Source organism: Streptomyces sp. NPDC031426 (genome assembly GCF_055581585.1).
In genome coordinates this window covers 10348-34156 of sequence record NZ_JBVIJE010000048.1, presented here as the reverse complement: position 1 = coordinate 34156, position 23809 = coordinate 10348, and the positions used below count along the sequence as shown (strand labels likewise).

Sequence of the window (23809 nt, the reverse complement as noted above, 5' to 3'; positions counted from 1 at the left end):
TGCGGACCCGTGCCCCTGGTGCGAGTCAGAGCAGTTCCGAGATGGCCTTCACCCCCGGCGTAAACGCCGGAGCACTGGCCAAGATCAAAGGTAGATCTTCTTGCGTGACGCGGCCGTGCGGGATACCCACACGGCCGGTGCTCCTCGTCAGGCGGGGACGGCAGTGGTGTCGAAGGTCAGGTGGACAGCCTGATCGTGGAGGGCGGCGGTGCTGACGACCGCAACGGTCTCATCTCCGATCGCGGCGAGGGTGGCGGTGTAGTCGCCGCACGTGACTGCCTGCGCATCGACCTCCGTTCCGTCGACGACGAGCCGGCCTGTTTTGGTGGTGAGTACGTTGGGCAGCCAGATCGGTCCGTCAGGCGAAGAGTTGAAGAGGAACTCACCCAGGAGCACATCGGGCTCCAGCGTTGAGAACACGCGGACGTGCTCAGGCAGGCGCCGCTGGGTGGTGACCTGCACCAGCATGGTGTGCTCCTCGTAATACCCGAGGTCGAGCCGCTGGAGGAAGCCGTCGACAGACCCCTGGCTCACCAGGCGGCGCCATCCGGGCTGGGGCCGTACGAGGACGGCCACCGGGCGGCTGAACGCCCGCAGTGTCTCCAGCCAGATGCGATCGTCGGGCCGGCCCGGGTGGGCGGAGCTGTGGAACATGACGGCCCCCTCTGGATGGTCGCAGCCGCGGGCGCGGCGCCTTCATCGTGGCATCGCACCAGCGTTCGCGGGCCGGAATATCGACGGACCCGATCATGGAGGACACCGCGGCGGGGCCAAGGAAAGGGTGCGTGCAGCGCGCGGGGCCTGAGGCGTCCGCAGCATGGGTGCCTATCGGGTCGTGCACGATCTGCGCAAATCGCCCTCGCGGCGGGCCTGAACCGGTAGATCTTCTTGCATGACGCGAGCGCAACTGACCGACGAGGAACGGAAGTTCATCGGGCCGTACCTGCCGATCGGTCAGTACGGCCCTCTCCCCAGCGGCTGCGGCAGCAGCTCGAGGGTGTGATCTCGCGGTTCAGGGCCGGTCGACAGTGGCGGGAGATGCGGCAGGAGTTCGGTGCCTGGCCGACCGTCCACAACTGCTTCCGGCAGTGGCGTGACGCCGGTGTCTTCGCGGCCCTGCTGGAGGGCCTGATCGCGGAAGCGGCGAAGCGGGGTGAGGTGGATCTGTCCCTGGTCAGCATCGACTCCACCACCGCGCGCGCTCACCACGACGCCGCCGGCATGCACCTGGACTCGTCCAACTTCTTCTTCGTGGCCATGAACAGGACGGTAGGAAGGGGGACTTACCTGACGCGAGACAGATTTCTCATTCTTTCTCGCAACCTCCCTTGCCTGTCTAGAACTTTCTCGCAAAGCTGGCAATGCGGTGTAGTCCTGGGCGGTCGCGCCTAGCGATGCTGAGTGGATCGACCCCCAACGAAGGGAAGCACCATGGCCCGACAGCTACGCTTCAACGGGACCGGCAGCGGCGAGGGAGGCTGCCCCGCAGTGCACGAGGATCTCGACAGCGGTGAAGTCATCGTGCAAGGCCGCCCCATTACCGACCCGGACGACCTGAGGCAGCTTCAGTACTTCGATGCGGAGCGAGAGGTGGCCGTGGTCGTGCCGCGCAACACGCTGGTCGACTTCGGCCCGCGCGACGAGACACCGAGGACCATCGACCCGACCGACTTCGGCAAGCTGTTCGAGAACTTCAAGCACACCGCGCGCCGGATCGAGATGCGACGCCGGTACGCCTCGGACGAGAGCACCGAGACCTACGCCCAGTTCACCCGCGGCGAGGCTCCGGCTTGGGACATGGACACTCCCTGGTGCCACACGATTCGCCGCCAGGTGGCCCAAGGCGCACGCGTCGAGCGCGTTCGCATCGTCGATCGCCCCGCAACCAAGGGGCAGCGCTACCTGCTTGCCTACGCGGAAAAGAACGCCGCGCTCGGCGAAAAGATCCACAACCTGTGGCGCGAGGATGCTGAGCGCCTCCACCTGCCTCAGGAGGACTTCTGGGTCTTCGACTCACGGCTGGTGGCCCGGCTCCTCTTTGACGAGAACGACGATCTGACCGGCGCCGAACTGATCACCGAGCCCGCGGCCGTCAACCGCTACCTCCAGGCTTGGGACGCCGCATGGCACTATGCGGTCCCGTATGAGCAGTTCGCGGCCCTGGTGGCGACAGAGGACTAGGCAGGCACAACCATTGAGCACCGATTATCAGCAGGCGCGAGAGAGCCTGGGACGGCGACTGCGCGAGCTACGGCTCACCGCGCCTGACGGTCGGCTCACCGGAGCACAGCTTGCCGAACGCCTGGGCTGGCCCGCTTCCAAGGTCTCCAAGCTGGAGCTGGGCAAGCAGACGGCCACTCCTGAGGATCTGCGTCAGTTCACAGCCGCAGTCGGCCAGCCCGAGGCGTACGAGGAACTTCTTTCCAGACTGCGTGGGTTCGAGTCCCAGATACGCTCCTGGCGGCGTCAGCTGGCCGCAGGGCACCGCCCGGTACAGGCGGTCCACAACCACGCTCAGGCCAAGGCCAAGGTGCTGCGTGCATGGGAGTCTTCCTGGGTCGTCGGCATCCTCCAGACCCCCGGCTACGCCCGCGCCGTCCTGCGGCACTTCGCACAGCTTCACGGCTCGCGCCTCAACGACCTCGAAGACGCGGTCGCCGCCCGCATGGAGCGACAGCGGCTCTTGTACGAGCCGGGGCGCAAGTACCACATCATCCTGTCCGAGTCGGTTCTGCGGCACCTGGTCTGCCCGCCGGCCGACCTGGCCGCCCAGCTCTCCTACCTGTCCGGCGTCATCGGCCTGAAGACCGTCGAGCTGGGCATCGTCCCGTTCGGCGCCTCCCTGAAGCTACCGCCCGGCGCAGGCTTCTGGGTCTACGACGACCGCCAGGTGGTAACCGAAACCTGGCACGCTGAGCTGTGGATGGACGACGAGGCCACCGTGGCGACCTACCTCAAGGCCTGGAAGACCTTGCAGGAGTCCGCGGTGTACGGAGCCGACGCTCAAAACGTGATCAACGCGGCGTCGAGAGCGCTCAGCTCCCGCTGAGCGCAACGGCCCGCCATTGTCCCGGGTTGCCTTCCCCCTGGACCTACACAGCCGGTGATCGAGGTTCGACAGAACGGCTTGTCAACGGACCGCAGGTGGATAGCATTCACAGCCTCCACTCAAGACCGTCGCGTCCGAGGGGTCCCCGGAACGCTTCGAAGGCCCGCGAGATCATAGATCGCACCCTTTATGAGGGCGAGACCGTTTCTCGACTCCGCTCAGGCGGCCGCCGGTGCCTGGCCGCGCTGGGCGATCACCATGGCCATGTCGTCGTCGAGTAGACCGCCCGCATAGGCCCGCAGGTCGGCGGTGATCTGCTTCAGGAGCGGCCCGGGGGCGTGGTCGACCCACCTCGCGAGGCGTTCGGCGAGCGGGTAGAAGGTGCCCGCGCCGTCGCGGGCCTCGGTGACGCCGTCGGTGTAGAGCAGGATCCTGTCCCCCTCGTGGAAGGGGAAGGTCGCCGCCGTATACGTGTCGTCGGACATGGCGCCGAGGCCGAGCGGCGGGGCGGGTTCGCTCACCTGGAGCGCGGTGACGGTCCCGGTCACCCGGCGCAGCAGCAGGGGCGGCGGATGGCCGCAGCTGATCATGTGCACCACCGGCTCGTCGTCCGGGATGTCGAGCACCACGGCGGTCACGAAACGTTCGGCGGCGTCGGGCTCGCATTCCGAGAACTCCGCGAGGCCCCAGCGGACGGCGTCCTCGAGGTAGGCGACCAGCTCCGTCAGCGGGATCCGCCGATGGGTCGCGGCGCGGAAGGCACCCAGCACGATCGCCGTGTCGCTGATCGAGGCGAGGCCCTTGCCCCGGACGTCGCCCATGATCAGTCGGGTGGAGTCGGAGGTACGGGCCGCGGCGTAGAGGTCGCCGCCTATGTGGGTGTCGGGCTCGGCGCTGTGGTACTCCGCGGCGAGGGACACCGGCCCGGTCCGCAGGGGGAGCGGTCGCATGACGACCCGCTGTGCGGTGTCGGAAACCGTGCGCGCTCTGCTCAGTTCCCGTTGGTGCCGGTCCCGCAGGTGGGTGAAGGCGAACAGCAGGCCGGAGAGCACGGTGAGCGAAGCGAGTTCGACCAGCACACTCTCGGTGCCCAGGGTCCGCCGCTCCGCCCCCGCGGCGATCAGCGCGAGTATCGCGAGGCCACCGATCAGGGCCGTGGCGCGCGGGCCCGCGCCCATGGCGGTCACCGCCGTGGCGACGACCAGGAGATGGGCGAGGTGGATGTCCGGAGGCAGGAACGCGTCGGCCGCCGGGATGGAGACGATCAGGGCCAGGGGGACGACCAGGAAGAGCGGGTGCAGCGCCGCCCGCCTCCAGACCTTGAGGACCCTGGTCACGGATGTCGTGGTGGTCGCAACGCTCATTCCTGCTCCCATCATGCCGACCTGGTGAGTGGCCGCGGTGCGCGAGAGACGCCCTCGCGGGGAAGGAGGCCGACCGGCACATCTCTCACCTTCGGGAACAGATCGGAGGTGCGCTCTATGCCGGACGTCGAACAGCCTGCCGGCGTCCCCCGCCCGCCCCCAGGCCGACCTGACAGCTTCGTCTACTGCCCCTCGTCGGCTCGGCGCGCTGTGCTGAAGCGTCGCTGATAGGCGGCGGGGCTGAGCGACAATTCCCGCGCGAAAACTCTCCGCATGCTCTCATAATTCGGGAATCCGGCAAGGGATGCTGTCAGCGTTGCGGTATGCCCCTGGTCGAGGAGAGCTTTCGCCATGTCGAACCGGATCATCTCCACGTACCGGGCCGGCGTCGTGGACAGCTCGTCGTGGAAGAGCCGCGTGAGATGCCGAGGGCTCACATTGAGGTGCTTGGCGAGTTCGCCGAGTGAGTGGTTTCCCCCGGGATTCGCCGTGATCAAGTCGGTGATTCTGCGGAGGGCCGGAGACCGGGGCGGCGGTCCTTGCAGTGGGGCGGAGAACTGCGACTGGCCGCCCGAACGCTGCAAATAGACCACCAGGGCGCGGGCGACGTCGCGGGTCAGATCAGGGCCGTGATCCTCCTCGACGAGTGCCAGTGCCAGGTCGATTCCGGCGGTCACGCCTGCCGAGGTGTAGGTGGTGCCGTCACGGACGTAGATCGCGTCGGGTTCGACGCGGCTGGCCCGGCAGCGGGCGGCGAGCTCGTGCGCGACCTTCCAGTGCGTGGTCGCGCGTTTTCCGTCCAGGAGGCCGGCGGCGCCGAGGATGAATGCTCCGGTGCAGATGGACGCGACCCGGTCCGCCCGGCCCGCCAGCGTTCGCGTGGCCTCGATCAGATCACGGGAGACCGGTGTGCGCGGGTAGAGGTCTGCGCCGGCCACCAGGAACGTGTCGGGAGCAGGCTCTGTGGCGGCGGCGTCGACCGAGATCCGGATCCCGATGGACGAGGTGACATCGGCACCGGTCGGTGACATCAGAACGATCTTGTAGTCGGCACCGAGCCGGTTCGCTTCCCCGAATACCTCCGCGGGGCCGACGACGTCCAGGAGTTTGACCCCGTCGTAGACGAGGATCGCACCCGATGCGTGGCGGAGCCCACAACCCCGCTGCCCGCCTGTCCGGATTCGGGTGACTCATGGCCGGACCGAGGGAGCGCCGGACGCCGGGTGGTGGGCAGTGTGGAAGACGGACGCACCGTCCATTCGTAACACACCGATATCGGAAGGAGCAGAGGTCATGTGCGAGATCATCGCGGGGGTGGAGATTCCTGAAACGGCGGCGGTCGCCGAGGCCACCCGCCTCATGCAGGAGATGACCAGCCCACTCATCTACCACCACTCCCGGCGCGTTTTCGTCTTCGGTGCGCTGCATGCTCACAAGCTTGGCGTGGACCCCGACCCGGAGCTTCTCTACTTGTCCGCCGTGTTTCACGACACCGGCCTTTTGACGCCGTTTTCCGACGTGGAGCAGCGCTTCGAGGTCGATGGAGCCGACCACGCACGCAAGTTCATGCTCGACCACGGCTTCCCGGCCACGGCCGCCGACGTGGTGTGGACGGCGATCGCGCTGCACACGACCCCGGGAATCCCCGGCCGGATGGGCCCGGAGATCGCCATCACGTACTTCGGGGTTCTGACGGACGTGCTCGGCTTCGGTCTGGACGAGCTGGATCGCAGCCAGGTGGACGAAATCATCGCCGCCCATCCGCGGGGCGACTTCAAGAACGAGTTCCTGCAGGCCTACGTCGACGGACTCAAGCACCGCCCCGAGACCACGAACGGAACCGTGAATTCGGATGTGCTGGAGCACTTCGTTCCCGGCTTCCGTCGCACCACCACGGTCGAGCGCATGCTGGGCGCTCCCTGGCCGAGCTGATCAGGATGCCAGAAGAGGCCACGTGATGAAACGTGCGAGTCGCTCCCGCGACGGGCGTCGTCTCGGACGAGGTCCGGCTTTCGCCGTGCTGGCCTGCGCCAATGTGGTGATGATGGCCACGGCAAGCGCACCGTCACCGATCTACCCGCTGTACCGGGAGCGTTGGGGCCTGACGGTCACGATGCTGACAGTGATCTTCGCGGTGTATGTCGTGGGTCTGCTCGGCGCCCTGCTGACGGTCGGATCGCTGAGCGACCAGCTGGGTCGCCGTCCGGTGCTGGTCGCCGCCCTTCTGGTGGCGGCGACCAGCACGGCGGTCTTCTGGACGGCCGACGGCGTCGTCTCCCTCCTGATCGCCCGGGTCGTGCAGGGCATCGCCACAGGGACGGCCACGGGCGCTCTTGCCGCCGGACTGGTCGACCTCTCACCCGATCGACGTCCGCAGCTGGGGCCGACGACGACAGCGGTGGGCACGAGTATCGGCATGGCCACCGGTGCCGGAGTCGTGGGGTTGCTGGTTCAGTCGACTTCACGTCCCGATGCGTATGTCTTTCCCGTCCTGACCCTGACCTTCGTCGTTCTGGCCGCGGCCGTCCTCACGATCCCTGAGACACTAGACCCGCGCGCGATGGGCCTGGCGTCGCTGCGACCGAGCGTCCGGGTTCCCCGGGACGTCCGGCCGGAGTTCTTCGCCTCCATTCCCGCCCTGGTCGCGGGGTGGTCCGTCACGGGTCTGTTCCTCGCGCTCACTCCGTCCCTGGTGAGCAATGTCCTGCATGTGCGCTCCGGTGCTGCGGGCGGGCTCAGCATCGCGGCGCTTTTCCTGGCCAACAGCGTGGGCGGGGTGTGGTCCGTTCGGCATACGGCACGGCTCGCCACCTTGCTGGGGGCGGTTCTCCTGACTCTGGGTGCGTCCGCATTGGCGGTGGCCATCGCTGACGCGTCGCTGGTCGTATACGTGGGCGGATCGGTCGTAGCGGGGCTGGGCGTCGGCCTGACGTTCAACGGCAACCTCCGCGCCATCAGCGCGGTCACCACCGGGAAGTCGCGGTCGGAGGTCTTCTCGGCCGTCTACGTGATCAGCTATGCGGCGTTGAGTCTTCCGGCCCTCGCGGCCGGGCTCGCGGCGCCCTCATGGGGGCTGGAGACCACGGGCTATCTGTACGTCGGCTTCGTCGGGGTGCTGTCCTTGGGTGCGGCCCTGCACGCCGGACGATCGCGTGCTCACCGGCCGATGGGAGACCCGATGCGGACGGCCGGGAAATGCGAGCCTCACAGCGAACTGACCCGCTGCTGAGCGTCGAGTCGGTTCCGGGTGGGGTTGCCCCAGGGAGAGTGGCCCCACCGTGAAACACCGCCGTACGCCCGCAGCAGCCCCGGAGCAGCTTGATCACGACTTACGACCGCCGTGTCAGAGCGGACGTCCTGAGCTCGGCTAACTACGCTGGCTCCGCAGGCTGGAGGAGGTTGCGATCCGTATGGGTGACGGGCACGGGCCCGGACGGTCTGAGCAGGAGGAGCTGCTCGGAGCCGAATGGGAGAGGCACCGGCCCGCGGTCTTCGGAGTGGCCTACCGGCTGCTGGGGACTGTGGCCGATGCCGAGGATGTCACCCAGGACGTGTGGCTGCGAGCGGCCGGAGCGGATCTGCAGGACATCGATGATCTGCGGGCCTGGCTGGTGACGGTGGCCGCGCGACGGTCGTACGACATCCTCAAGAGCGCCCGCTTCCGCCGGGAGAGCTATGTCGGGCCGTGGCTGCCGGAGCCGCTGCTGACAGGACCGGACGCGTCGCAGCCGGTACTCGTCGATGAGTCCGTCAGTTCGGCGATGCTCCTGATCATGGAAGAGCTGAGCCCGCCAGAGCGGGTGGCCTTCGTCCTCCACGATGTCTTCGGTCTTGAGTTCGGCCGGATCGCCGAGGTGCTGGACGTCTCCGTGCCGGGCGCGCGGCAGCTCGCCTCGCGGGCGCGACGGCGGGTGGCCAAGGCGAAGGAGTCCACGCCGCAGGCGTCGAAGGCGGAGCGCGAACGGGTCCTCAAGGTCTTCCGCGCCGCCTACGAGGCCGGGGATCTGGCCGGCCTGGTCAGGCTCCTGCACCCGGACGCGGTCTACGTCACCGACGGCGGCGGCAAGATCTTGGCGGCACGCAAGCTCATTCACGGCGGCCGGCGCGTCGCCGAGGTCATGGTGCGTACGGGGCGTCAGTGGCACCCGGACCGCATCGACTTCGCGGAGGTCGGCGGCGAGCTGGCTCTCGTGTTCCACCGGGAAGGACGGGTCTACTCCGTCGACACGGTGCAGATCACAGATGGTCAGATCACCGCGTACCGCAGGGTCATGAACCCCGACAAACTCGTGCGCGTCTGAGCTGTCACACCCGGAGGGGCTATCTCGTCTCCCTGCTGAGAACGCACAACGGGCGACGAAGGAATACGCGCGAGCAGGTGAGATCGATCATGCAGAACGGCATACATCCACCTGCAGCCGCTATGAGCCCTGCGCGCGAGTGCGCTGTGCGCTCGGGTCGCCCCTCCCAGTAAGGATCTGTATGCAAGCCATCACTGTGCGAGACCGTGACGCTGGTCTTGCCGGGATGTCCCTGACGGACATGCCCTACCCTCACGCGGCCGAGAACGACGTCATCGTGCGGGTGCACGCCGCCGGCTTCACCCCGGGCGAGCTGGACTGGCCCGCCACGTGGACCGATCGCGCCGGCCGCGACCGGACGCCGAGCGTGCCCGGGCACGAGCTGTCCGGTGTCGTCGAGGAGCTGGGGTACGGCACCACCGGCCTGAGCGTCGGACAGCGGGTGTTCGGCCTGGCCGACTGGACCCGCGACGGCGCCCTCGCCGAGTACACCGCGGTGGAGGCCCGCAACCTCGCCCCGCTGCCGGCGGACATCGACCACACCGTGGCCGCCGCACTGCCCATCTCCGGGCTGACCGCCTGGCAGGGCCTGTTCGACCACGGCCGCCTCACCACAGGCCAGACCGTCCTGATCCACGGTGCCGCGGGCGGCGTCGGCTCGATCGCGGTACAGCTCGCCCGCGAGGCCGGCGCCCGCGTCATCGGCACCGGCCGCGCCTCAGGCAAGGACAGGGCACTCGCACTCGGCGTCGACACCTTCATCGACCTGCAGGCCGAGAAGCTGGAGGACGCCGGCGAGGCCGACGTCGTGTTCGACGTGATCGGCGGCGACATCCTCGACCGCTCGGCCGCCCTCGTCCGGGCCGGTGGCACGCTCGTCTCCATCGTCATGCCGCCCAAGGTCCAGCCCAAGGACGGGCGGGCGGTCTTCTTCGTCGTCGAACCCGACCGCGCCCGGCTCGCCGACCTCGCCACACGGCTGAGGGACGGCCGGCTCAAGCCGGTCGTCGGTGCTGTGCGGCCCCTCGTCGAGGCAGCCGACGCGTTCGCCCCCGGCAAGCGCACCCCGGGCAAGACGATCATCCGCGTCACGGAAGACTGACCCAGGAGACCCATCATGATCAGAACGCGAATCGCCACCGGCCTCCTGGCCGTCGCCACGCTGACGGCGGCCACGGCCTGCTCGACCTCGGACCAGCCCACCCACGCCACGGGCACGACCGCGGCCATGGCATCGCCTGCGGCCATGTCATCGACACGCCCCACCGAAACCCTCAAGCCGCTGCTCCAGCAGGCCCTGCCGAATGTGAAGGGCAAGACGTTCACCTCGGCGATCGTCGACTTCCCGCCCAACGCAAGCGCGCTGCCGCACCGGCACGGCCAGGCGTTCGTCTACGCCTACGTCCTCGAAGGCACCGTGCGCAGCAAGCTCGACGGCAAGCCCGCGACCACCTACCACCAGGGCGAGAACTGGGTCGAGCAGCCGGGCGCCCACCACGTCCTCACCGAGAACACCAGCCGGACCAAACCCGCCAAGCTCCTGGTCGTCTTCGTCTCCAACACCGGAGCCAAGCTCAAGATCGACGACCCGAAGTCGTAACCCCCGGGCATGCAGCGGGGCGGCAACACTCTTCACGAGCTCCGCCCCTGCCGGAGCACGCCCCATCCACCACCAAGACGTGCCCGACAAGCGCGGCGCGGACCACACGAAGGAAGCAAAGGAACCATGACCGACCCCCAGCGCGTCAACATCGGCGAGCAGCACCCGGCCGCCTACAAGACCCTCATCGCGCTGTCGGCGGAGGTTGAGAAGGCCGCCGCCGCAGCGGGCCTCGACCCGCTCCTGGTCGAGCTGCTGAGGATCCGCACCTCCCAGATCAACGGTTGCTCGTTCTGCCTGCGCATGCACACCCGTGACGCCCTCAAGAAGGGCGAGAACCCCGACCGTATCGCGGTGCTGCCCGCCTGGGCAGAGACCGGCTACTTCTCCGAGACCGACCGCGCCGCCCTCCGCCTGACCGAGGCGATCACACGCGTGCCGGACGGACACGTCAGCGACGAGGACTTCAACGCGGCCGCGGCCGTACTCACCGCAGACCAGGTCTCGGCCATCGCCTGGCTGGCAACCGTGATGAACGCCTTCAACCGCGTCGCGATCACCAGCCGGTACCCCGTCGGCAGCTGACCTCGACGGCGCTAACGGCGGTGATGGGGGCAGCCGAAGCCTCCACGTCGTGCAATTGCTGGTGCAATCAGCCGGGCGGCTTGTGCGAGCCGCCCCGGCTCACACAAGCGCGGAGGCATCCGACGACGTACGTGCGTGCACGGGGAACAGCCAGGGAGGCGGATAGCGCCCCCGCTTGTCCGGGCGGAAGGTGCCGTACGGGTTGACGTTGGACCTGAACAGGGCGGTCAGAGCGCGCCGGTCCTCGTCCGCCAGCTTCTTCGCCACTCTGTCTCGGCCAGACCCTGCTGGAACAGCAGCGGTTTGACGTGCACGTGGCTGGCCTGGCGCAGGTGCGGGGACGGCATCGACGTTTCCGGATTGCTCCTGGTCCCCCGCTGATCGGCCGGAAGTGCCACTTCTCGTACAGCGTCTCCGTCGTCACGCGGCTGCTGCACCGCACGGGCTACAGCGTGCAGATGCCCGCCCCGCCAAACCAGGCCTGCCCGCCAGCCTGTGCTGCCGGCTGCGCCGGCACGCGAGTTGCAAGGGCGGGCGTCGCGCTCTCGCCGAGAGCGACTACATGCCGCCTGGACGACGCCCACCATCTGCTGAAGGCCCTGATTGTGGTGTGGGGCCGACTGAGCACTCACTGTGCTGCGTGGCCTGGCGTCTGTGCCGGAATCGCCCGCGATGCGGCGGCTGACCGTCCAGGGCGACGACCGCCCGCTGCGGGTCACACCCGCTTCCCCGAGGCGCTGGCCGCTCTGGCCGAGCGTGCCGCCCGCCGGCACCGGAACGTGCTCGCCGCGGCGGTGCCCGGTTGTCCTGGGCGGTCGAGTGGACCACCGAATCGCTGCGAGCCCTGCCGACGACCCTCGCAACCGCTATGTGACGGCGGCGATCTGGGACATGTGCGGACACGCCGCGGAGCACCACACGGCCGAGCTGACCAACCTCTTTTACCGCGACCGCCGTTCCTATGGTCGTCGACCACACTGCCGGAGGAGTTCGCGCCCTGTGGAATCGGGTCAAGGCGGTGTCGCCCGGACCGGTCCGCACGCCGGGCTGGACAGACGACGGCCGACTGGCAGACGGCGTGGTCGCCGCGTTCGGCGTCGCACGGGAGCGAGCATGTACTAGCCGAGGGCGTGCCGAAAGCATGGGTGTCGTGCTCGGAGGGATGGGCGAGCCGACGAGTTCGCCGCAGCCGTCGCATTTCTGCTGGGGCCTGATGCCCGGTGGATCAGCGGAAAAGTGTATTCAGATGAGTTCGAGGCCTCCGTCGATCGTGAGAACCTGGCCCGTCAGCCACGTTGCGGTGGGATCTGCGAAGCGGACGATCCAGGACGCGATTTCCTCCGGTTCTCCCCTCCTTCCCAGAGGGATCCGGGATGCCTGCTCCTTCTTGACCTTCATCACCTCATCCTCCGTGAGTCCGCTGACGTACAGAGCCTCGCTCTCGGTCGGACCGGGGGCAATGGCATTCACTCTGATCCCGTCCCTGGACAGCTCGACCGCCCAGGTCCGCGTCAGCTGTTCCAGGGCGGCCTTGGTCGCCCCGTAGTGGGCACCGCCCGGGTGGGGGCGATGGCCGTAGGTGCTGGAGATGTTGATGATCGAGCCCTTGCTGCGACGCAGGTGAGGCAACGCTGCCTGGGAGAGCATGGTGGGTGCGATGACGTTGAGGTCGAACAGGTCGGTGATGCGCGAGCGTGTCACCTCGTCGAACGAGACCCGTGCGGTGGCGCCGGCGTTGTTCACCACCACGTCAAGCTGCTTCCACCGGTCGATCACCGTACCGATGATCAGCTCAGGGGCATGCTCCAAGCGCACGTCCGTGGCGAGAGTCGCGATGCCGGGGTGCATGGCGGCAGTCTCCTCCAGGGCCACCTGGCGTCGTCCGACACCGAGGACGTGCGCCCCCGCTTCGGCCATCGCGATCGCCGTTGCTCGGCCGATCCCAGTGCCGGCTCCGGTGACGATGACGACGCGGTCATGAAGGGGTCGGGCGTGCTGGTGTTCCATCATGCGTCTTCCTCTTGCTGTACGACTGGCGTCCGGACACGACCGCCCGGCAAACATCGGCACAGTCGGTTGTCCACGATGGGGACGTCCAGGACTTTCATCCGCCATGGACGAGGATCGCACCCGATGCGTGGCGGAGCCCACAACCCCGCTGCCCGCCTGTCCGGATTCGGGTGACTCATGGCCGGACCGAGGGAGCGCCGGACGCCGGGTGGTTGGCAGTGTGGAAGACGGATGCACTGTCCAACTGATACCGGGAGGAGCAGAGGTCATGAGCGAGATCATCGCGGGGGTGGAGATTCCTGAAACGGCGGCGGTCGCCGAGGCCACCCGCCTCATGCAGGAGATGACCAGCCCACTCATCTACCACCACTCCCGGCGCGTTTTCGTCTTCGGCGCCATTCATGCTCACAAGCTTGGCGTGGACCCCGACCCGGAGCTTCTCTACTTGTCCGCCGTGTTTCACGACACCGGCCTTTTGACGCCGTTTTCCAACGTGGAGCAGCGCTTCGAGGTCGATGGAGCCGACCACGCACGCAAGTTCATGCTCGACCACGGCTTCCCGGCCACGGCCGCCGACGTGGTGTGGACGGCGATCGCGCTGCACACGACCCCGGGAATCCCCAGCCGGATGGGCCCGGAGATCGCCATCACGTACTTCGGGGTTCTGACGGACGTGCTCGGCTTCGGTCTGGACGAGCTGGATCGCAGCCAGGTGGACGAAATCACCGCCGCCCATCCGCGGGGCGACTTCAAGAACGAGTTCCTGCAGGCCTACGTCGACGGACTCAAGCACCGCCCCGAGACCACGAACGGAACCGTGAATTCGGATGTGCTGGAGCACTTCGTTCCCGGCTTCCGTCGCACCACCACGGTCGAGCGCATGCTGGGCGCTCCCTGGCCGAGCTGATCAGGACGCCAGAAGAGGCCACGTGATGAAACGTGCGAGTCGTCCTCTTGACAGGCGTCGCGGCCCTGCGCCAGAGAGCTCCCGGCATTCGCGTGACCGGGATGGCTCCAATTTGTCCGCAGAATTGGCCCGGGAATCTGTCATAGAAATGAACCAAACGAAGCAAACAGAAGCCTGTAGGGCCTCCGCGAGCACACGCGCTGATTGACCGCACCCAGGCCCCGTCAGCGTCCCGCCGAAGCACGTCTGACGGGTCGAGATCACCGCCGCAGCCACCGTCGGGGGCGGTGTGAACGGACTGCTGGCCGCCGTGCCAGGTAGCTCGATCACTCCTGCTCTGGATTTGTCCATCCACCAGACAGCCGAGCAGTTGGGGGGACCACATCGCCGGGGGACACAGAAGGGAGAAGCGGTGGGCAGTTCCGCAGCGACAGCAGTCTCCGAGGCTCAGACAGCCATCAAGAGAGTCCGCCCAGCGATAGCTCTCCTGGACGAGCAGGGGACGGTGGTCGGATGGTCACAGGCCGCTCAGCGGCTCATGGGCTATTCGGCCATGGAGGTGGTGGGGCGGTCCGCCGGGGTCCTGTTGGTGGCCGCTGACGACCGAGCAAGGGCTTCACAAGCCGCACAAGAGAGCACCCTCCGGGGCTGCTGGTCCGACCTTGCGCAGGTGCGCCACCGCGACGGCCGCAGCATCGACGTGTTTCTGTGCGTGTCATCGCTGTCCGGGCATGACGGCCGGGACTGGTGGGTGGTCTGCGCGGCCGACAAGGCCTCGCTTCCCGCGTGGCCGGCCAAGGCCACAGCGGCGGAGCCGCTCCACGCTAGGCTGCCGCTGCCGAGCCGCCTGCCGATCGGCGTCGTCATACGGGACACGCACCTACGCTGCATCCAGGCGAACGACACCCAGGGCTCCAAGGACGGCATCCCTCTTCACAAGCGGCTGGGCCGCAGGCTGACGGAGGCGGCGCCCGGGGCGAAGGCCGAAATGCTGGAAGCAGTGATGCACCAGGTGCTGGAGAGCGGCGACCCGGCGATCAACGTGGACTACCAGGCCTTCCTGCCGGCCAATGTGCGCAGCAACCGGATGTTGACGGCGTCCTACGTACGCCTCGACGACGCGCGGGGGCGCGCGCTGGGCGTGTGCGTCGTGAGCGTGGACGTCACCGACAGCCGGCGGGCGCGAGAGCGTCTGGCAATCCTCGGCGAGGCCAGCAGGCGCATCGGCACCACTTTGGATGTCATGCAGACCGGGCAGGAACTGGCCGACCTAGCCGTGCCGCTCCTCGCGGACTATGCCACCGTCGATCTGGCGGAGTCGGTCCCACTCGGCGAGGAGCCCTTGGCCCATCTCAGCCCACAGGGCGGGCGGATCCCCGTCTTCCGCCGTGCGGGCCTGGCCTCGATCCACCCGGGAACGCCGGAGTCTCTGTTCGCTCGCGGAGAGCCGGTCTTCGTTCCGCCCACTTCGCCCTTCACCGGCGTCCTGCGCTCCGGGAAATCCCACTTCGAACCCCTACTGGACGCATCCCCCGGCACATGGCTGGATCACCACGACGCGGCGCGGGCGCAGAAGCTCCGCGAGCACGCCATGCACTCGTTGATGATCGTTCCGATCAAGGCGCGGGGCGCAATGCTGGGTGTGGCGGTGTTCGTGCGGACGAAGGACGCCAGGCCGTTCGAGGAGGACGACCTGCTCTTGGCCGAGGAACTCGTCAGCTGGGCAGCGCTGGCCCTGGACAACGCCCGCCAGTACGTGCGTGAACGCTCCGCGGCTCTCGCCCTGCAGCGGCTGCTGCTCCCCCACCGCCCCACAGGGGGCACTGCCGCTGATGTGGCCTGGCGCTACCTGCCGGCTGACAGCCACCACGGCATCGGGGGTGATTGGTTCGACGTGATCCCCCTCTCCGGCGCCCGGGTCGCCCTGGTCGTCGGCGACGTGGTGGGACACGGCATCAACGCGGCGGCGAAGATGGGCCAACTCCGCACCGCCATGCGCACCCTTGCGGACATGGACATGCCTCCTGATGAAGTACTGTCCCGCCTCGACGAGCAGGTCATCCGCCTCACCGAGGCGGAAGCCGAGCCCCGGCACCCGGCCACCACTGCGATGGCCGCCACGTGCCTGTACGCCGTCTACGACCCGGTCACCCGTACCTGCACCATGGCACGGGCCGGCCACCCCCTGCCCGCGATCATCGACCCGTGCGGCCACGTCACCTTCCCCGACCTGCCCACCGGAGCACCGCTCGGCCTCGGACTGGTCCCCTTCGAGTCTGTAACTTGGGAACTCGCCGAAGGAAGCGTGCTCGCCCTCTACACCGACGGTCTCGTCGAGGTCCGCGACCAGGACATCAGCGCCGGCATGAACCGCTTGCGCGCGGCCCTCGCACGGCCCGACCTCACACTGGACGATCTGTGCTCTTCCGCAGTGGACACACTGCGGGCCCAGCCGCCGAGCGACGATGTCACTCTGCTCCTCGCACGGACCCGCTCGCTGAACGCAGACCAGGTCGCCTCTTGGCAGTTCCCCAGCGACCCCGCCATCGTCGGCCGTGCCCGAACCCTCGCTACCCGGCAACTCACCCAGTGGGGACTAGAACAGCTAGCCGAGTCCACGGAGCTGATCGTCAGCGAACTGTTCACCAACGCCATCATCCACGGCAGCAGCGACTGCAACAGCGACCGCACGATCGGCCTACGCCTCATCCGACACGAGACGCTGACCTGCGAAGTCTCCGACGCCAGCCACAGCCACCCGCTTGCGCGGCACGCCCGCACCACCGACGAACACGGCCGCGGCCTCTTCCTCGTCACTCAACTGTCCCGCCGATGGGGAACCCGCCACACCTCGGACGGCAAAATCATATGGACTGATCAGCAACTGCCAACCAGTGCGTGAAACCACTGGGTCTGTACGGTGAGTGGGTCTGTTCCGTAGTCGGTAGTGACGGCGGGTGCTCGCCTGTGATCATTTAAGCGCTGCCCCGTAAATGATCTTGATGCGCGATGATCTTGGGCTGTGACTGGTGTGATCACGGCTTCGGAGCCGTCTTGGATAGCTCCGTTTACTGGGCTGGACCCGCGTACCTTCGGCAAGTTGGTGACCCAACTGCGCCGTGAGGGTGCCGACGCTCCAGCGCCCGCTGGTCCTCCTCGCGCACCGGGCGCGCTGCGTCGGCATGGTCCCGGTCGGTGTAGCGGTCCGCGCGGGCGCGGGAGTTGTCGGCCGCCTTGGTGAACGCGTCCTGGAGGTGGCGCAGCCGTTCGGCTGTGAGATCGAGGGCTTCCACGTCTGTGCGGGACTTCCTCAAGGCCCGCAGCGCCGACAGGTCGATCGCCTCGCGCGGTCCGGCCTCCGGCTCCTGGTCGCCGTGCTCGGGGTCGGCGGCCGGGGGCGCAAGCAGCTGTTCGGGCATCGCCGCCTGTTGGTGCGCGACGACGTCGTACGCCCGGCCCCGCGCAACGGTGGTGCGCAGTTTCTCCCGGACCACTGCGCCGGCGAGGACGGCCCGCTCGTACTGCAACGGGACGCGGGGTATCTCCCGCTCCCCCGGCTCCAGGTCCGAGGGCCGGGGCGCAACTGGTGTGCCCGGGTCGGCCGGGGGCTGCCGGTCCGGGGCGGGTGTCGGCGGGCGTCGGGTGGGTTCGAAGTCGGCCAGCGACCAGCGGGCGGTGTAGAGGCGGTGGGCGGGCAGCAGGCCGCGCAGCGTCTTCGGCTCGCTGATGTCTATGCAATACGTGGCGAGCGCGGCGTCCACGATCGCGTCGTCCAGGCCCGGATCGCGGCGGCGGCCGCGCAGGACGAAAGCGAGATGACGGCGTGCTTCGGCGAGCAGGTGCCGGCGGTGGAACCGGCCGCCGCCGTTCATCACGAACACCGTCGCGGCAACGTCGACGGCCGCCAGGGCGACATCGACCACAGCCGCGACCCGGGCCCGGATCGCCGCCGCCGCGACACGGGCGTACTCGAGGAGGCAGTTGATGACGTCGGCGGCCACCCCGGAGGTGCGGATCGCGCTCTCCTTCCACTCCTCACGCAGCTTGGCGAGTGGCCGGGCCTTCCGCTTCGGCGAGCGCGTCATCTTCGCGGCGATCCCGTTCAGCTTGGCGCGGGCCCGCTCGGAGACCACGGGCAGGAACCGCGGCTCGCCGTCGTCGCCGACGGCGGTGACGTACTCGTGCTCCAGCTCCGCCCGACAGGCGGCAATCTGGTCACTACGCCGGGACGTTCAGCAGATCAGCTCGTGCGGCACCCCGGCGATCTCCATCACCGGGCCGGCTTGGTGCATCGATCGGGAACCAGCGCAGCAGGGCCGCGACGCTGTCGCCGGAACGGGTGGAGCAGCTCTCCGCCATCGGGATGCGGTGGTCCTGACAGACGAGGGCTGGCCGCACCAAGACTGGTGCGGCCAGCCCCCAACACGGGGCCGCGTACACCGCGGCCCCGTCAGGGCACGACCGGGACGCGCATTTCGCGGACGCCTACGCGGGGAGGGCCCCTTGGCGACGTCGACCAGGAAGACGCTCATCGGAACACCCCCGCGTCAGCGGGGAGGACGAACCGGGAGCCCCAGGCGGCGGTCAGAGCTGTGCGCCGCCGCTCGCCGGCGCGCGGCCGGTGCCGTGTGCCGCGGCTCTCGGGTCGGTTCGGGAGAGCTGGCCCGTCCTCACGTCGTCCCACACGGTCTCGGCGAACCTCGGCGCCTGAGGGTGAGAACCGTGTGAGGGGTAGGCCAGGTGCAGGCGGACCGTGGGGGCGTCGCGCAGGGGGATGAACCGTACCGCGGGGTGGTGGTAGCGGCGTGTGGAGTCCTCGGGCGCGGTTCCTATACCGAGGCCTGCCGCCACCTTCTCCAGCCACTCGTCGTAGTTGGAGCACTCCGCACCCACGACCGGGCGTCGCTCGGCGGGCCACATATGAGGGAACGTCACGCCGCTGACGCTGTTGACGATCAGCGGCCAGTCGGCCAGCTCCTCCCATGCGAGTTCGTCCCGCTCGGCCAGCGCCCAGTGCCGGGGAACCGCCGCGACCCGTGTCTCCTCGTAGAGGAAGACACCGCGCAGCTGCCGGGGAAGGGAATCGCCCCGGAGAAGGGCAAGGTCCGCCGCCCCGGTGTCCAGTCCGGCCAGCGGGGTGTCGCAGCGGACGAACTCCACCCGGACGCCGGCCTCCTGGGCGAAGGAGGCCGCCATCAATGACAGGCCGTCGGGCAGCCCCCAGCTGAAGCCCAGCCGCAGCTGCTCGCCCACCCGTATACCGTCCAGGGTCGTCTGCAACTGCCGTAGCACCGGGACCAGTTCGTCGCGCAGCCGCTGGCCCTTGGCGGTCAGCTGGGTTCTTCGCGTCGTGCGGTCGAAAAGCCGGACACCGAGAGCGTCCTCCAGGGACCGGACGCAGCGGGTCAGGGTCGGCTGGGCCACATGGAGCCTGCGGCCCGCGGCGCTGAATCCGCCGTCCTCGGCGACGGCGAGGAAGTACCGCAGGTGGCGAAGATCTACATCCATGCTTGCAGAGCATAGGTGATCCGGCATAGCTATTTCTCCTCCGTGTGTGCCACATCTAGTGTTTTCAATGGCGCCAACGGCCGGTCGGACGATACAGCGGCGGAGCTCCCATCCGCAGTCCACGCAATCGCCCAGCCGAACCATTGGCGTCGGCATTCGAAGTACTGAGACGGGGGTCGCAGATTTTGTCCATTCCTTACCTCCTGGCATCGCCGCGCAGGCTGCCGACGGGGGGCTGTGCAGCCACCGTCGGCCCGAGTGAGGCCTACCGCACACAGCGCGGTCGACGGTCTGCCCAATGTGCCAGAGATGGAGAAGTGCCCAGGTAGCGCACGTTTCGGCAGCCCGGCCGCGGGCAGAGTTCGCGCACTGCCGTGTGCTGAGGCGGGTTTGGGCGACAGTCCGGAGCCTGTGCCGCGTCCTGGCCGGTGCAGCGCTTGCCGCGGTACCCATCCGGCTTTGCCACCGCTCTCACCCGGGCCGCGACAGCCCCATACCCACTAATTTGTTGAACACTGAATCGAGCCGTGCTCTATTCAGTACTTCCCTTCCCGGTGATCCGGTGTGCCCTATTTATCAGGGAAACACGGCCGGGTAATTCATCCTGCCGAAAACCGGGCAGGCACCCTTTTGTCGAAGGAATTGATGTGCCGGTAGCAGACACCCGACACGGCCCGATCGAACACGTCCTTATCGACGGCGACCCGTCCCGTTCGCCGCTCGTCTTCCTGCACGGCGGCCTCGGCTGTGTCGCCGCCTGGGGCCGCTTCCCCGCGGCCGTCGCCGCCGCGACCGGGCGCCGGGCCCTGGTCTACTCGCGTCCCGGCAACGGTGGCTCCGGCCCCGCCAAGTCCCCTCACACGGCGCGCTACATGCACGAGCAGGGCCAGGTGTTCCTGCCCGAACTGCTCGACGTGCTCGGGATCCAGAACCCGGTCCTGATCGGACACAGCGACGGCGGCTCCACAGCGCTGCTGTACGCGTCGGTCCGGCCGGCCGAGGCCGTGGTCGTCATGGGACCGCACCTGTACTTCGAGGAGGCCAACCGCACGGGGATCGAGGCCGCGCGCGCCGCCTACGAGGCCGGACCGCTGTACCGGAAGCTCGCCCTGGTCCACGACGACCCGCGCGGCGTGTTCACGAACTGGAGCGAGCTCTGGCTGTCCGACGAGTTCCGCACCTGGTCCATCGAGGCCGACCTGGACGTCACCGCCCCCGTCCTCATGATCCAGGGCGATCGTGACGAGTACGGCACGCTCGGCCAGCTCGACGCGCTCCAGCGGGCGGTACGCGGTCCCGTGCGACGTGTGGTGCCCGAAGGCGTCGACCACTACCCGCACCTCGTCTGCCCGGACCTCGTCATCGATGCCCTCACCGGTTTCCTCGCCGAGCACGCCACGGGCCTGCCCGCCACCGGAGGTGGCCGATGACGACCGAGGCAACCACGCCACGGCTGGACGACCTGCTCGCCGACGCCGCACGGCGCCACCCCGGACGGCCCGCCCTCGCCGGGCAGGGCGAAAGCTGGACGTACGCCGAGCTGGAGCAGGCGGTCGCGGCACTCGCCGCCGAGCTGACGGTCTTCGGACTGCAACCGGGACAACGCGTCGGCATCTACGCGCCGAAGACCCCGGCGACCGTCATCGCGCTCTACGCGGCGCTGCGCGCCGGTGCCGTGGTCGCCCCGCTGGACGTCGCGGATCCTCCGTTGCGCACGGGCCGGATGCTGCACAACGCGGGCATCTCCCTGCTGCTCACCACGGAGCGGTTCCGCACGGCCGCCCGTCGTGCCGCGGCCGAGGCCCGCGGTACCGCGCCGGAAGGCGACCAGCACCCCCACGCCATGCGCGACTTCGAGCACGGGCTCGTCGCCCTGGAGGTCCTCAGCCCCCCCGAGCAGCCCCCGACGCTCCCCGCGTCGGTCGACCGTGGCGGGTACATCCTCTTCACGTCCGGCAGCACGGGCTGGCCGAAGGGCGTGCTGCTCTCCCACGAGAACGTCGCCCACTACGCGCTGTGGGCGGCCGGCGAGTTCGGACTCACGCCCGAGGACCGCGTCGGGTCGCAGGCCGCGCTCACCTTCGACCTGACCACCTTCGACCTGTACAGCGCGGCCGCGGCCGGAGCGTGCGTCGTGCTGCTGCCCGACATGCTGCGCTCCTTCCCCCGGGACGTCGTAACCTGGCTGAACGAGCAGCGGATCACCTCGTTCATGGCGGTGCCCTCCCTCTACCACAACCTGCTCCAGCAGGGCGGGATCGCCGACCTGCTGCCCCCCACCCTGCGGATCGCGGCCTTCGGCGGGGAACCCTTCGCCCCGCACCTGCTGGAGCAGTACCTACGGCTGCTGGGCGACCGGCCCTTCTACAACCTGTACGGCCCCACCGAGACCAACGCCTGCACCTACTACCGGGTGCCCCGTAACTGGACGGCCGACCAGGAACTGACCATCGGCCGGGGCATCGGCGGCGTGCACATCGAGGTGCTGGACGACGAGGGCCGCCCCACCGACGGCGAGGGCGAGATCCACATCGCCGGTCCGACCGTGTTCCAGGGCTATCTGCGCGACGGCCGGCTCACCGACCCGACCGTGCGGGTGCCCTTCCGCGACGGTGTGGTGCGCCGCGCCTACGCCAGCGGCGACCTGGGCCGGATCACCGCCGACGGCCGGGTGTTCCTGCGCGGACGCCGTGACTTCCAGGTCAAGCGCCGGGGCCATCGCATCGACCTGCTCGACATCGAGAGCGCCGCGCTCGAACTTCCGCAGGTCGCGACGGCCGTGGCCGTGGCCAAGGCCGACGACCACGCCGGGGAGATCTGGGTCTACGCCCAGACCGGCGCCACCGAACGGGAGTTGCTCGCGGAGCTGCGCGCCGCGCTGCCGCACCGCATGCTTCCCGACCGGATCGTTCCGGTGCCGTCCCTGCCCGTGACCATCAGCGGCAAGGTCGACCGCCGCGCCCTGTCCGAGGGCGTTCCGGCCGCTCCGGTTCCGCTCGCGGCTCCGGCCGCGACGACCTCTCTCGACACCCTTCAGGAGAACCCGTCATGACCGCGATCAACAGCGTCGAAGACCTCTGCGTCCTCATCCAGAGCAGGATCACGTGGGCGCGCGGCGAGGAGCCGGAGACCCTGGCTCCCGACACACCGTTGCTGGAGCGGGGACTGCTCGACTCACTGGCGATCATGGAGATCGTCGCCGCGCTCGGCAAGCAGGCCGGCATCGAACTGCCCGAGACCGAGATCGTCGCCGCCAACTTCCGTACCCCGCAGGCCCTCTGGGCGGTCGTACGCAACGCACCCAGCGGGGCGCAGGCATGAGCGACGCACTGACCCGGCTGCTGCGCTGTGCCCCGGCACCGGCCGAGCGCGTCGTCGACGAATTCCGCGAACGGGCGGCGGACGTAGCGGACAGGACGGCGGTGGACGACTTCCGCGCGCAGTGGCTCACGCTGGCCGGACTCGGGGTGCTGCGCCGGGCCGGCGCCAGCCCGGACGGGCCCGGACCGGTCACGCGCGGCCTCGCGGCGATCGAGGGGATCGGTCTCGCCGGGGTCGACCCCGGGCTGTGCTACGCGCTGACGTCACAGCTCTTCGGCATGCAACACCCCTTGCACACCGCCCTGTCGGCGCGGGAGCAGGACATCACTGGCGCCCTCGAAGAGGGCCGGACGCTGCTGTGCCACGCGCTGACCGAGCGCTCGGGCGGCAGCGACCCGCTGTCGATGGCGAGCCGCGTCGAGCGGGACCAGGACGGTTACGTTCTCACCGGGGCGAAGGCCTTCGTCACGGCCGCGCCGGTCGCCGACCTCGCCATCGTCTTCGCCCGTACCGCACCGGGGCGTACGCCGTTCGCCCTGACCGCTTTCCTGGTGCCGCTGGACGCCCCGGGCGTCTCGCGAGGTGAGACCTTCGAAAAGACGGCCCTGCCCACGACGCCCATGGGCGAACTGCTCTTCGACGGCGCCCGGCTGCCCGCCACGGCCGTCATCGGTCAGGAGGGCTCCGGGCTGGGCATCATGTCGGCCACCACCGCCTGGGAACGCGCCCTGATCCTCGGATACGCGCTGGGTCCGATGCGGTTGCTGCTGGAGCGTACGGCGCGGTGGGCCCGCGAGCGGGAGCACTTCGGCCGCCGGATGGGAGCCAGTCACCAGGTGGCCGCCCGGGTCAGCGACATGGCGATGGCACTGCACCGCTCGCGGATCCAGCTCTACACGCTGGCCGCCGCTCTCGACGCGGGCACCACCGCACGGCAGCTCGCCGCCGAGGCGGCCCTGACGAAGATCTCGGTCTCCGAGGACTACGTGCGGATGACCGAGCACGCCACCGCGCTGGCGGGCGTGCGCGCCTTCGTGCCGGACACCGGTCTGACGGCCGACCCCCTCAGCCCGCTGGCGGCCCTCACCTACGCGGGACCCAACGACCTGCTGAGAGTGGGCGTCGCCCGCCAGCTCGGCCTGCCCGTCGAGAACTGATCCGAGG

Annotated in this window: 20 protein-coding genes and 3 pseudogenes; 17 read left to right on the top strand and 6 right to left on the bottom strand. The window is 68.9% G+C overall.

Annotated features, from left to right (window positions below):
- Window positions 1-147: 147 nt before the first annotated feature.
- Entirely contained in the window at window positions 148-654 is a 507-nt protein-coding gene (locus tag ACZ5NH_RS43155) for a hypothetical protein (RefSeq protein ID WP_468783660.1), read from the bottom strand.
- A gap of 238 nt (window positions 655-892) precedes the next feature.
- Between ACZ5NH_RS43155 and ACZ5NH_RS43150 the strand changes: the two are divergent.
- The 3 genes and pseudogenes from ACZ5NH_RS43150 to ACZ5NH_RS43140 all read left to right on the top strand — a co-directional run.
- A pseudogene (locus ACZ5NH_RS43150) lies at window positions 893-1230 on the top strand (transposase); the annotation flags it as partial.
- 201 nt (window positions 1231-1431) lie between these two features.
- Window positions 1432-2181 carry a DUF6879 family protein gene (locus tag ACZ5NH_RS43145; protein ID WP_468783658.1) on the top strand — a complete coding sequence of 250 codons (750 nt, stop codon included), beginning with the start codon at window positions 1432-1434 and terminating at the stop codon, window positions 2179-2181.
- Window positions 2182-2194: 13 nt separating this feature from the next.
- Window positions 2195-3049, top strand: coding sequence for a helix-turn-helix domain-containing protein (locus ACZ5NH_RS43140; RefSeq protein ID WP_468783656.1), 855 nt, complete (start codon window positions 2195-2197; stop codon window positions 3047-3049).
- Window positions 3050-3267: 218 nt separating this feature from the next.
- Here the strand turns inward: ACZ5NH_RS43140 and ACZ5NH_RS43135 are convergent, their stop codons facing one another.
- On the bottom strand, window positions 3268-4413 hold the full coding sequence (locus ACZ5NH_RS43135; RefSeq protein ID WP_468783654.1) for a PP2C family protein-serine/threonine phosphatase: 1146 nt from the start codon (window positions 4411-4413) through the stop codon (window positions 3268-3270).
- 182 nt (window positions 4414-4595) lie between these two features.
- A complete protein-coding gene (locus ACZ5NH_RS43130; protein WP_468783668.1) occupies window positions 4596-5543 on the bottom strand; it encodes a GlxA family transcriptional regulator in 948 nt (315 codons plus the stop codon).
- Window positions 5544-5706: 163 nt separating this feature from the next.
- Here ACZ5NH_RS43130 and ACZ5NH_RS43125 point away from each other — a divergent pair, with 163 nt between their 5' ends.
- The 6 genes from ACZ5NH_RS43125 to ACZ5NH_RS43100 all read left to right on the top strand — a co-directional run bounded on the left by ACZ5NH_RS43125 (window position 5707) and on the right by ACZ5NH_RS43100 (window position 10899).
- Window positions 5707-6345: an HD domain-containing protein gene (locus ACZ5NH_RS43125; RefSeq protein WP_468783666.1), complete on the top strand. Its 639-nt coding sequence runs from the start codon at window positions 5707-5709 to the stop codon at window positions 6343-6345.
- A 25-nt stretch (window positions 6346-6370) separates the two neighbouring features.
- Entirely contained in the window at window positions 6371-7642 is a 1272-nt protein-coding gene (locus ACZ5NH_RS43120) for an MFS transporter (RefSeq protein ID WP_468783652.1), read from the top strand.
- Window positions 7643-7823: 181 nt separating this feature from the next.
- Window positions 7824-8714: an RNA polymerase sigma factor SigJ gene (gene sigJ / locus ACZ5NH_RS43115; RefSeq protein WP_468783650.1), complete on the top strand. Its 891-nt coding sequence runs from the start codon at window positions 7824-7826 to the stop codon at window positions 8712-8714.
- 181 nt (window positions 8715-8895) lie between these two features.
- A complete protein-coding gene (locus ACZ5NH_RS43110) occupies window positions 8896-9816 on the top strand; it encodes an NADP-dependent oxidoreductase (RefSeq protein ID WP_468783648.1) in 921 nt (306 codons plus the stop codon).
- Window positions 9817-9831: 15 nt separating this feature from the next.
- Window positions 9832-10314, top strand: a complete 483-nt coding sequence (locus ACZ5NH_RS43105; protein WP_468783646.1) for a cupin domain-containing protein — start codon at window positions 9832-9834, stop codon at window positions 10312-10314.
- A gap of 126 nt (window positions 10315-10440) precedes the next feature.
- Entirely contained in the window at window positions 10441-10899 is a 459-nt protein-coding gene (locus tag ACZ5NH_RS43100; RefSeq protein WP_468783644.1) for a carboxymuconolactone decarboxylase family protein, read from the top strand.
- A gap of 99 nt (window positions 10900-10998) precedes the next feature.
- Here ACZ5NH_RS43100 and ACZ5NH_RS43095 read toward each other — a convergent pair whose 3' ends face one another.
- Window positions 10999-11166, bottom strand: a complete 168-nt coding sequence (locus ACZ5NH_RS43095) for a hypothetical protein (protein ID WP_468783642.1) — start codon at window positions 11164-11166, stop codon at window positions 10999-11001.
- A 110-nt stretch (window positions 11167-11276) separates the two neighbouring features.
- Here ACZ5NH_RS43095 and ACZ5NH_RS43090 point away from each other — a divergent pair.
- Window positions 11277-11366: pseudogene (locus ACZ5NH_RS43090) on the top strand (winged helix-turn-helix domain-containing protein); the annotation flags it as partial.
- Window positions 11367-12141: 775 nt separating this feature from the next.
- On the opposite strand, the gene ACZ5NH_RS43085 reads toward ACZ5NH_RS43090, so the two are convergent.
- Entirely contained in the window at window positions 12142-12906 is a 765-nt protein-coding gene (locus ACZ5NH_RS43085) for an SDR family NAD(P)-dependent oxidoreductase (protein WP_468783664.1), read from the bottom strand.
- 271 nt (window positions 12907-13177) lie between these two features.
- On the opposite strand from ACZ5NH_RS43085, the gene ACZ5NH_RS43080 reads away from it, so the two are divergent.
- The 3 genes and pseudogenes from ACZ5NH_RS43080 to ACZ5NH_RS43070 all read left to right on the top strand — a co-directional run.
- Window positions 13178-13816, top strand: a complete 639-nt coding sequence (locus ACZ5NH_RS43080; RefSeq protein WP_468783640.1) for an HD domain-containing protein — start codon at window positions 13178-13180, stop codon at window positions 13814-13816.
- Between the two features lie 412 nt (window positions 13817-14228).
- Window positions 14229-16718 carry a SpoIIE family protein phosphatase gene (locus ACZ5NH_RS43075; RefSeq protein WP_468783638.1) on the top strand — a complete coding sequence of 830 codons (2490 nt, stop codon included), beginning with the start codon at window positions 14229-14231 and terminating at the stop codon, window positions 16716-16718.
- A gap of 120 nt (window positions 16719-16838) precedes the next feature.
- Window positions 16839-16970 (top strand): annotated as a pseudogene (locus tag ACZ5NH_RS43070) (IS5/IS1182 family transposase); the annotation flags it as partial.
- 1430 nt (window positions 16971-18400) lie between these two features.
- Here the strand turns inward: ACZ5NH_RS43070 and ACZ5NH_RS43065 are convergent.
- A complete protein-coding gene (locus tag ACZ5NH_RS43065; protein WP_468783636.1) occupies window positions 18401-19324 on the bottom strand; it encodes a LysR family transcriptional regulator in 924 nt (307 codons plus the stop codon).
- A gap of 647 nt (window positions 19325-19971) precedes the next feature.
- On the opposite strand from ACZ5NH_RS43065, the gene ACZ5NH_RS43060 reads away from it, so the two are divergent.
- From ACZ5NH_RS43060 to ACZ5NH_RS43045, 4 genes are read left to right on the top strand one after another with little or no spacing between them, the layout of a single operon-like run.
- Window positions 19972-20754 carry an alpha/beta fold hydrolase gene (locus ACZ5NH_RS43060; protein ID WP_468783634.1) on the top strand — a complete coding sequence of 261 codons (783 nt, stop codon included), beginning with the start codon at window positions 19972-19974 and terminating at the stop codon, window positions 20752-20754.
- Window positions 20751-22376: an amino acid adenylation domain-containing protein gene (locus ACZ5NH_RS43055; RefSeq protein ID WP_468783632.1), complete on the top strand. Its 1626-nt coding sequence runs from the start codon at window positions 20751-20753 to the stop codon at window positions 22374-22376. Before ACZ5NH_RS43060 ends, ACZ5NH_RS43055 begins: the two co-directional genes overlap by 4 nt.
- A complete protein-coding gene (locus ACZ5NH_RS43050; RefSeq protein WP_468783630.1) occupies window positions 22373-22645 on the top strand; it encodes an acyl carrier protein in 273 nt (90 codons plus the stop codon). The genes ACZ5NH_RS43055 and ACZ5NH_RS43050 overlap by 4 nt, the downstream gene beginning before the upstream one ends.
- On the top strand, window positions 22642-23802 hold the full coding sequence (locus ACZ5NH_RS43045) for an acyl-CoA dehydrogenase family protein (protein ID WP_468783628.1): 1161 nt from the start codon (window positions 22642-22644) through the stop codon (window positions 23800-23802). Before ACZ5NH_RS43050 ends, ACZ5NH_RS43045 begins: the two co-directional genes overlap by 4 nt.
- The last annotated feature ends 7 nt before the right edge of the window (window positions 23803-23809 follow it).

Excerpts from the sequence above, each read along its gene's own strand:
- ACZ5NH_RS43145 (WP_468783658.1), top strand. The coding sequence starts at position 1,432 with ATGGCCCGACAGCTACGCTTCAACGGGACCGGCAGCGGCGAGGGAGGC.
- ACZ5NH_RS43120 (WP_468783652.1), top strand. The coding sequence starts at position 6,371 with ATGAAACGTGCGAGTCGCTCCCGCGACGGGCGTCGTCTCGGACGAGGT.
- ACZ5NH_RS43100 (WP_468783644.1), top strand. The coding sequence starts at position 10,441 with ATGACCGACCCCCAGCGCGTCAACATCGGCGAGCAGCACCCGGCCGCC.
- ACZ5NH_RS43085 (WP_468783664.1), bottom strand. The coding sequence starts at position 12,906 with ATGGAACACCAGCACGCCCGACCCCTTCATGACCGCGTCGTCATCGTC.
- ACZ5NH_RS43050 (WP_468783630.1), top strand. The coding sequence starts at position 22,373 with ATGACCGCGATCAACAGCGTCGAAGACCTCTGCGTCCTCATCCAGAGC.
- ACZ5NH_RS43125 (WP_468783666.1), top strand. The coding sequence starts at position 5,707 with ATGTGCGAGATCATCGCGGGGGTGGAGATTCCTGAAACGGCGGCGGTC.
- ACZ5NH_RS43105 (WP_468783646.1), top strand. The coding sequence starts at position 9,832 with ATGATCAGAACGCGAATCGCCACCGGCCTCCTGGCCGTCGCCACGCTG.
- ACZ5NH_RS43135 (WP_468783654.1), bottom strand. The coding sequence starts at position 4,413 with ATGAGCGTTGCGACCACCACGACATCCGTGACCAGGGTCCTCAAGGTC.
- ACZ5NH_RS43110 (WP_468783648.1), top strand. The coding sequence starts at position 8,896 with ATGCAAGCCATCACTGTGCGAGACCGTGACGCTGGTCTTGCCGGGATG.
- ACZ5NH_RS43045 (WP_468783628.1), top strand. The coding sequence starts at position 22,642 with ATGAGCGACGCACTGACCCGGCTGCTGCGCTGTGCCCCGGCACCGGCC.
- ACZ5NH_RS43155 (WP_468783660.1), bottom strand. The coding sequence starts at position 654 with ATGTTCCACAGCTCCGCCCACCCGGGCCGGCCCGACGATCGCATCTGG.
- sigJ (WP_468783650.1), top strand. The coding sequence starts at position 7,824 with ATGGGTGACGGGCACGGGCCCGGACGGTCTGAGCAGGAGGAGCTGCTC.
- ACZ5NH_RS43080 (WP_468783640.1), top strand. The coding sequence starts at position 13,178 with ATGAGCGAGATCATCGCGGGGGTGGAGATTCCTGAAACGGCGGCGGTC.
- ACZ5NH_RS43065 (WP_468783636.1), bottom strand. The coding sequence starts at position 19,324 with ATGGATGTAGATCTTCGCCACCTGCGGTACTTCCTCGCCGTCGCCGAG.
- ACZ5NH_RS43055 (WP_468783632.1), top strand. The coding sequence starts at position 20,751 with ATGACGACCGAGGCAACCACGCCACGGCTGGACGACCTGCTCGCCGAC.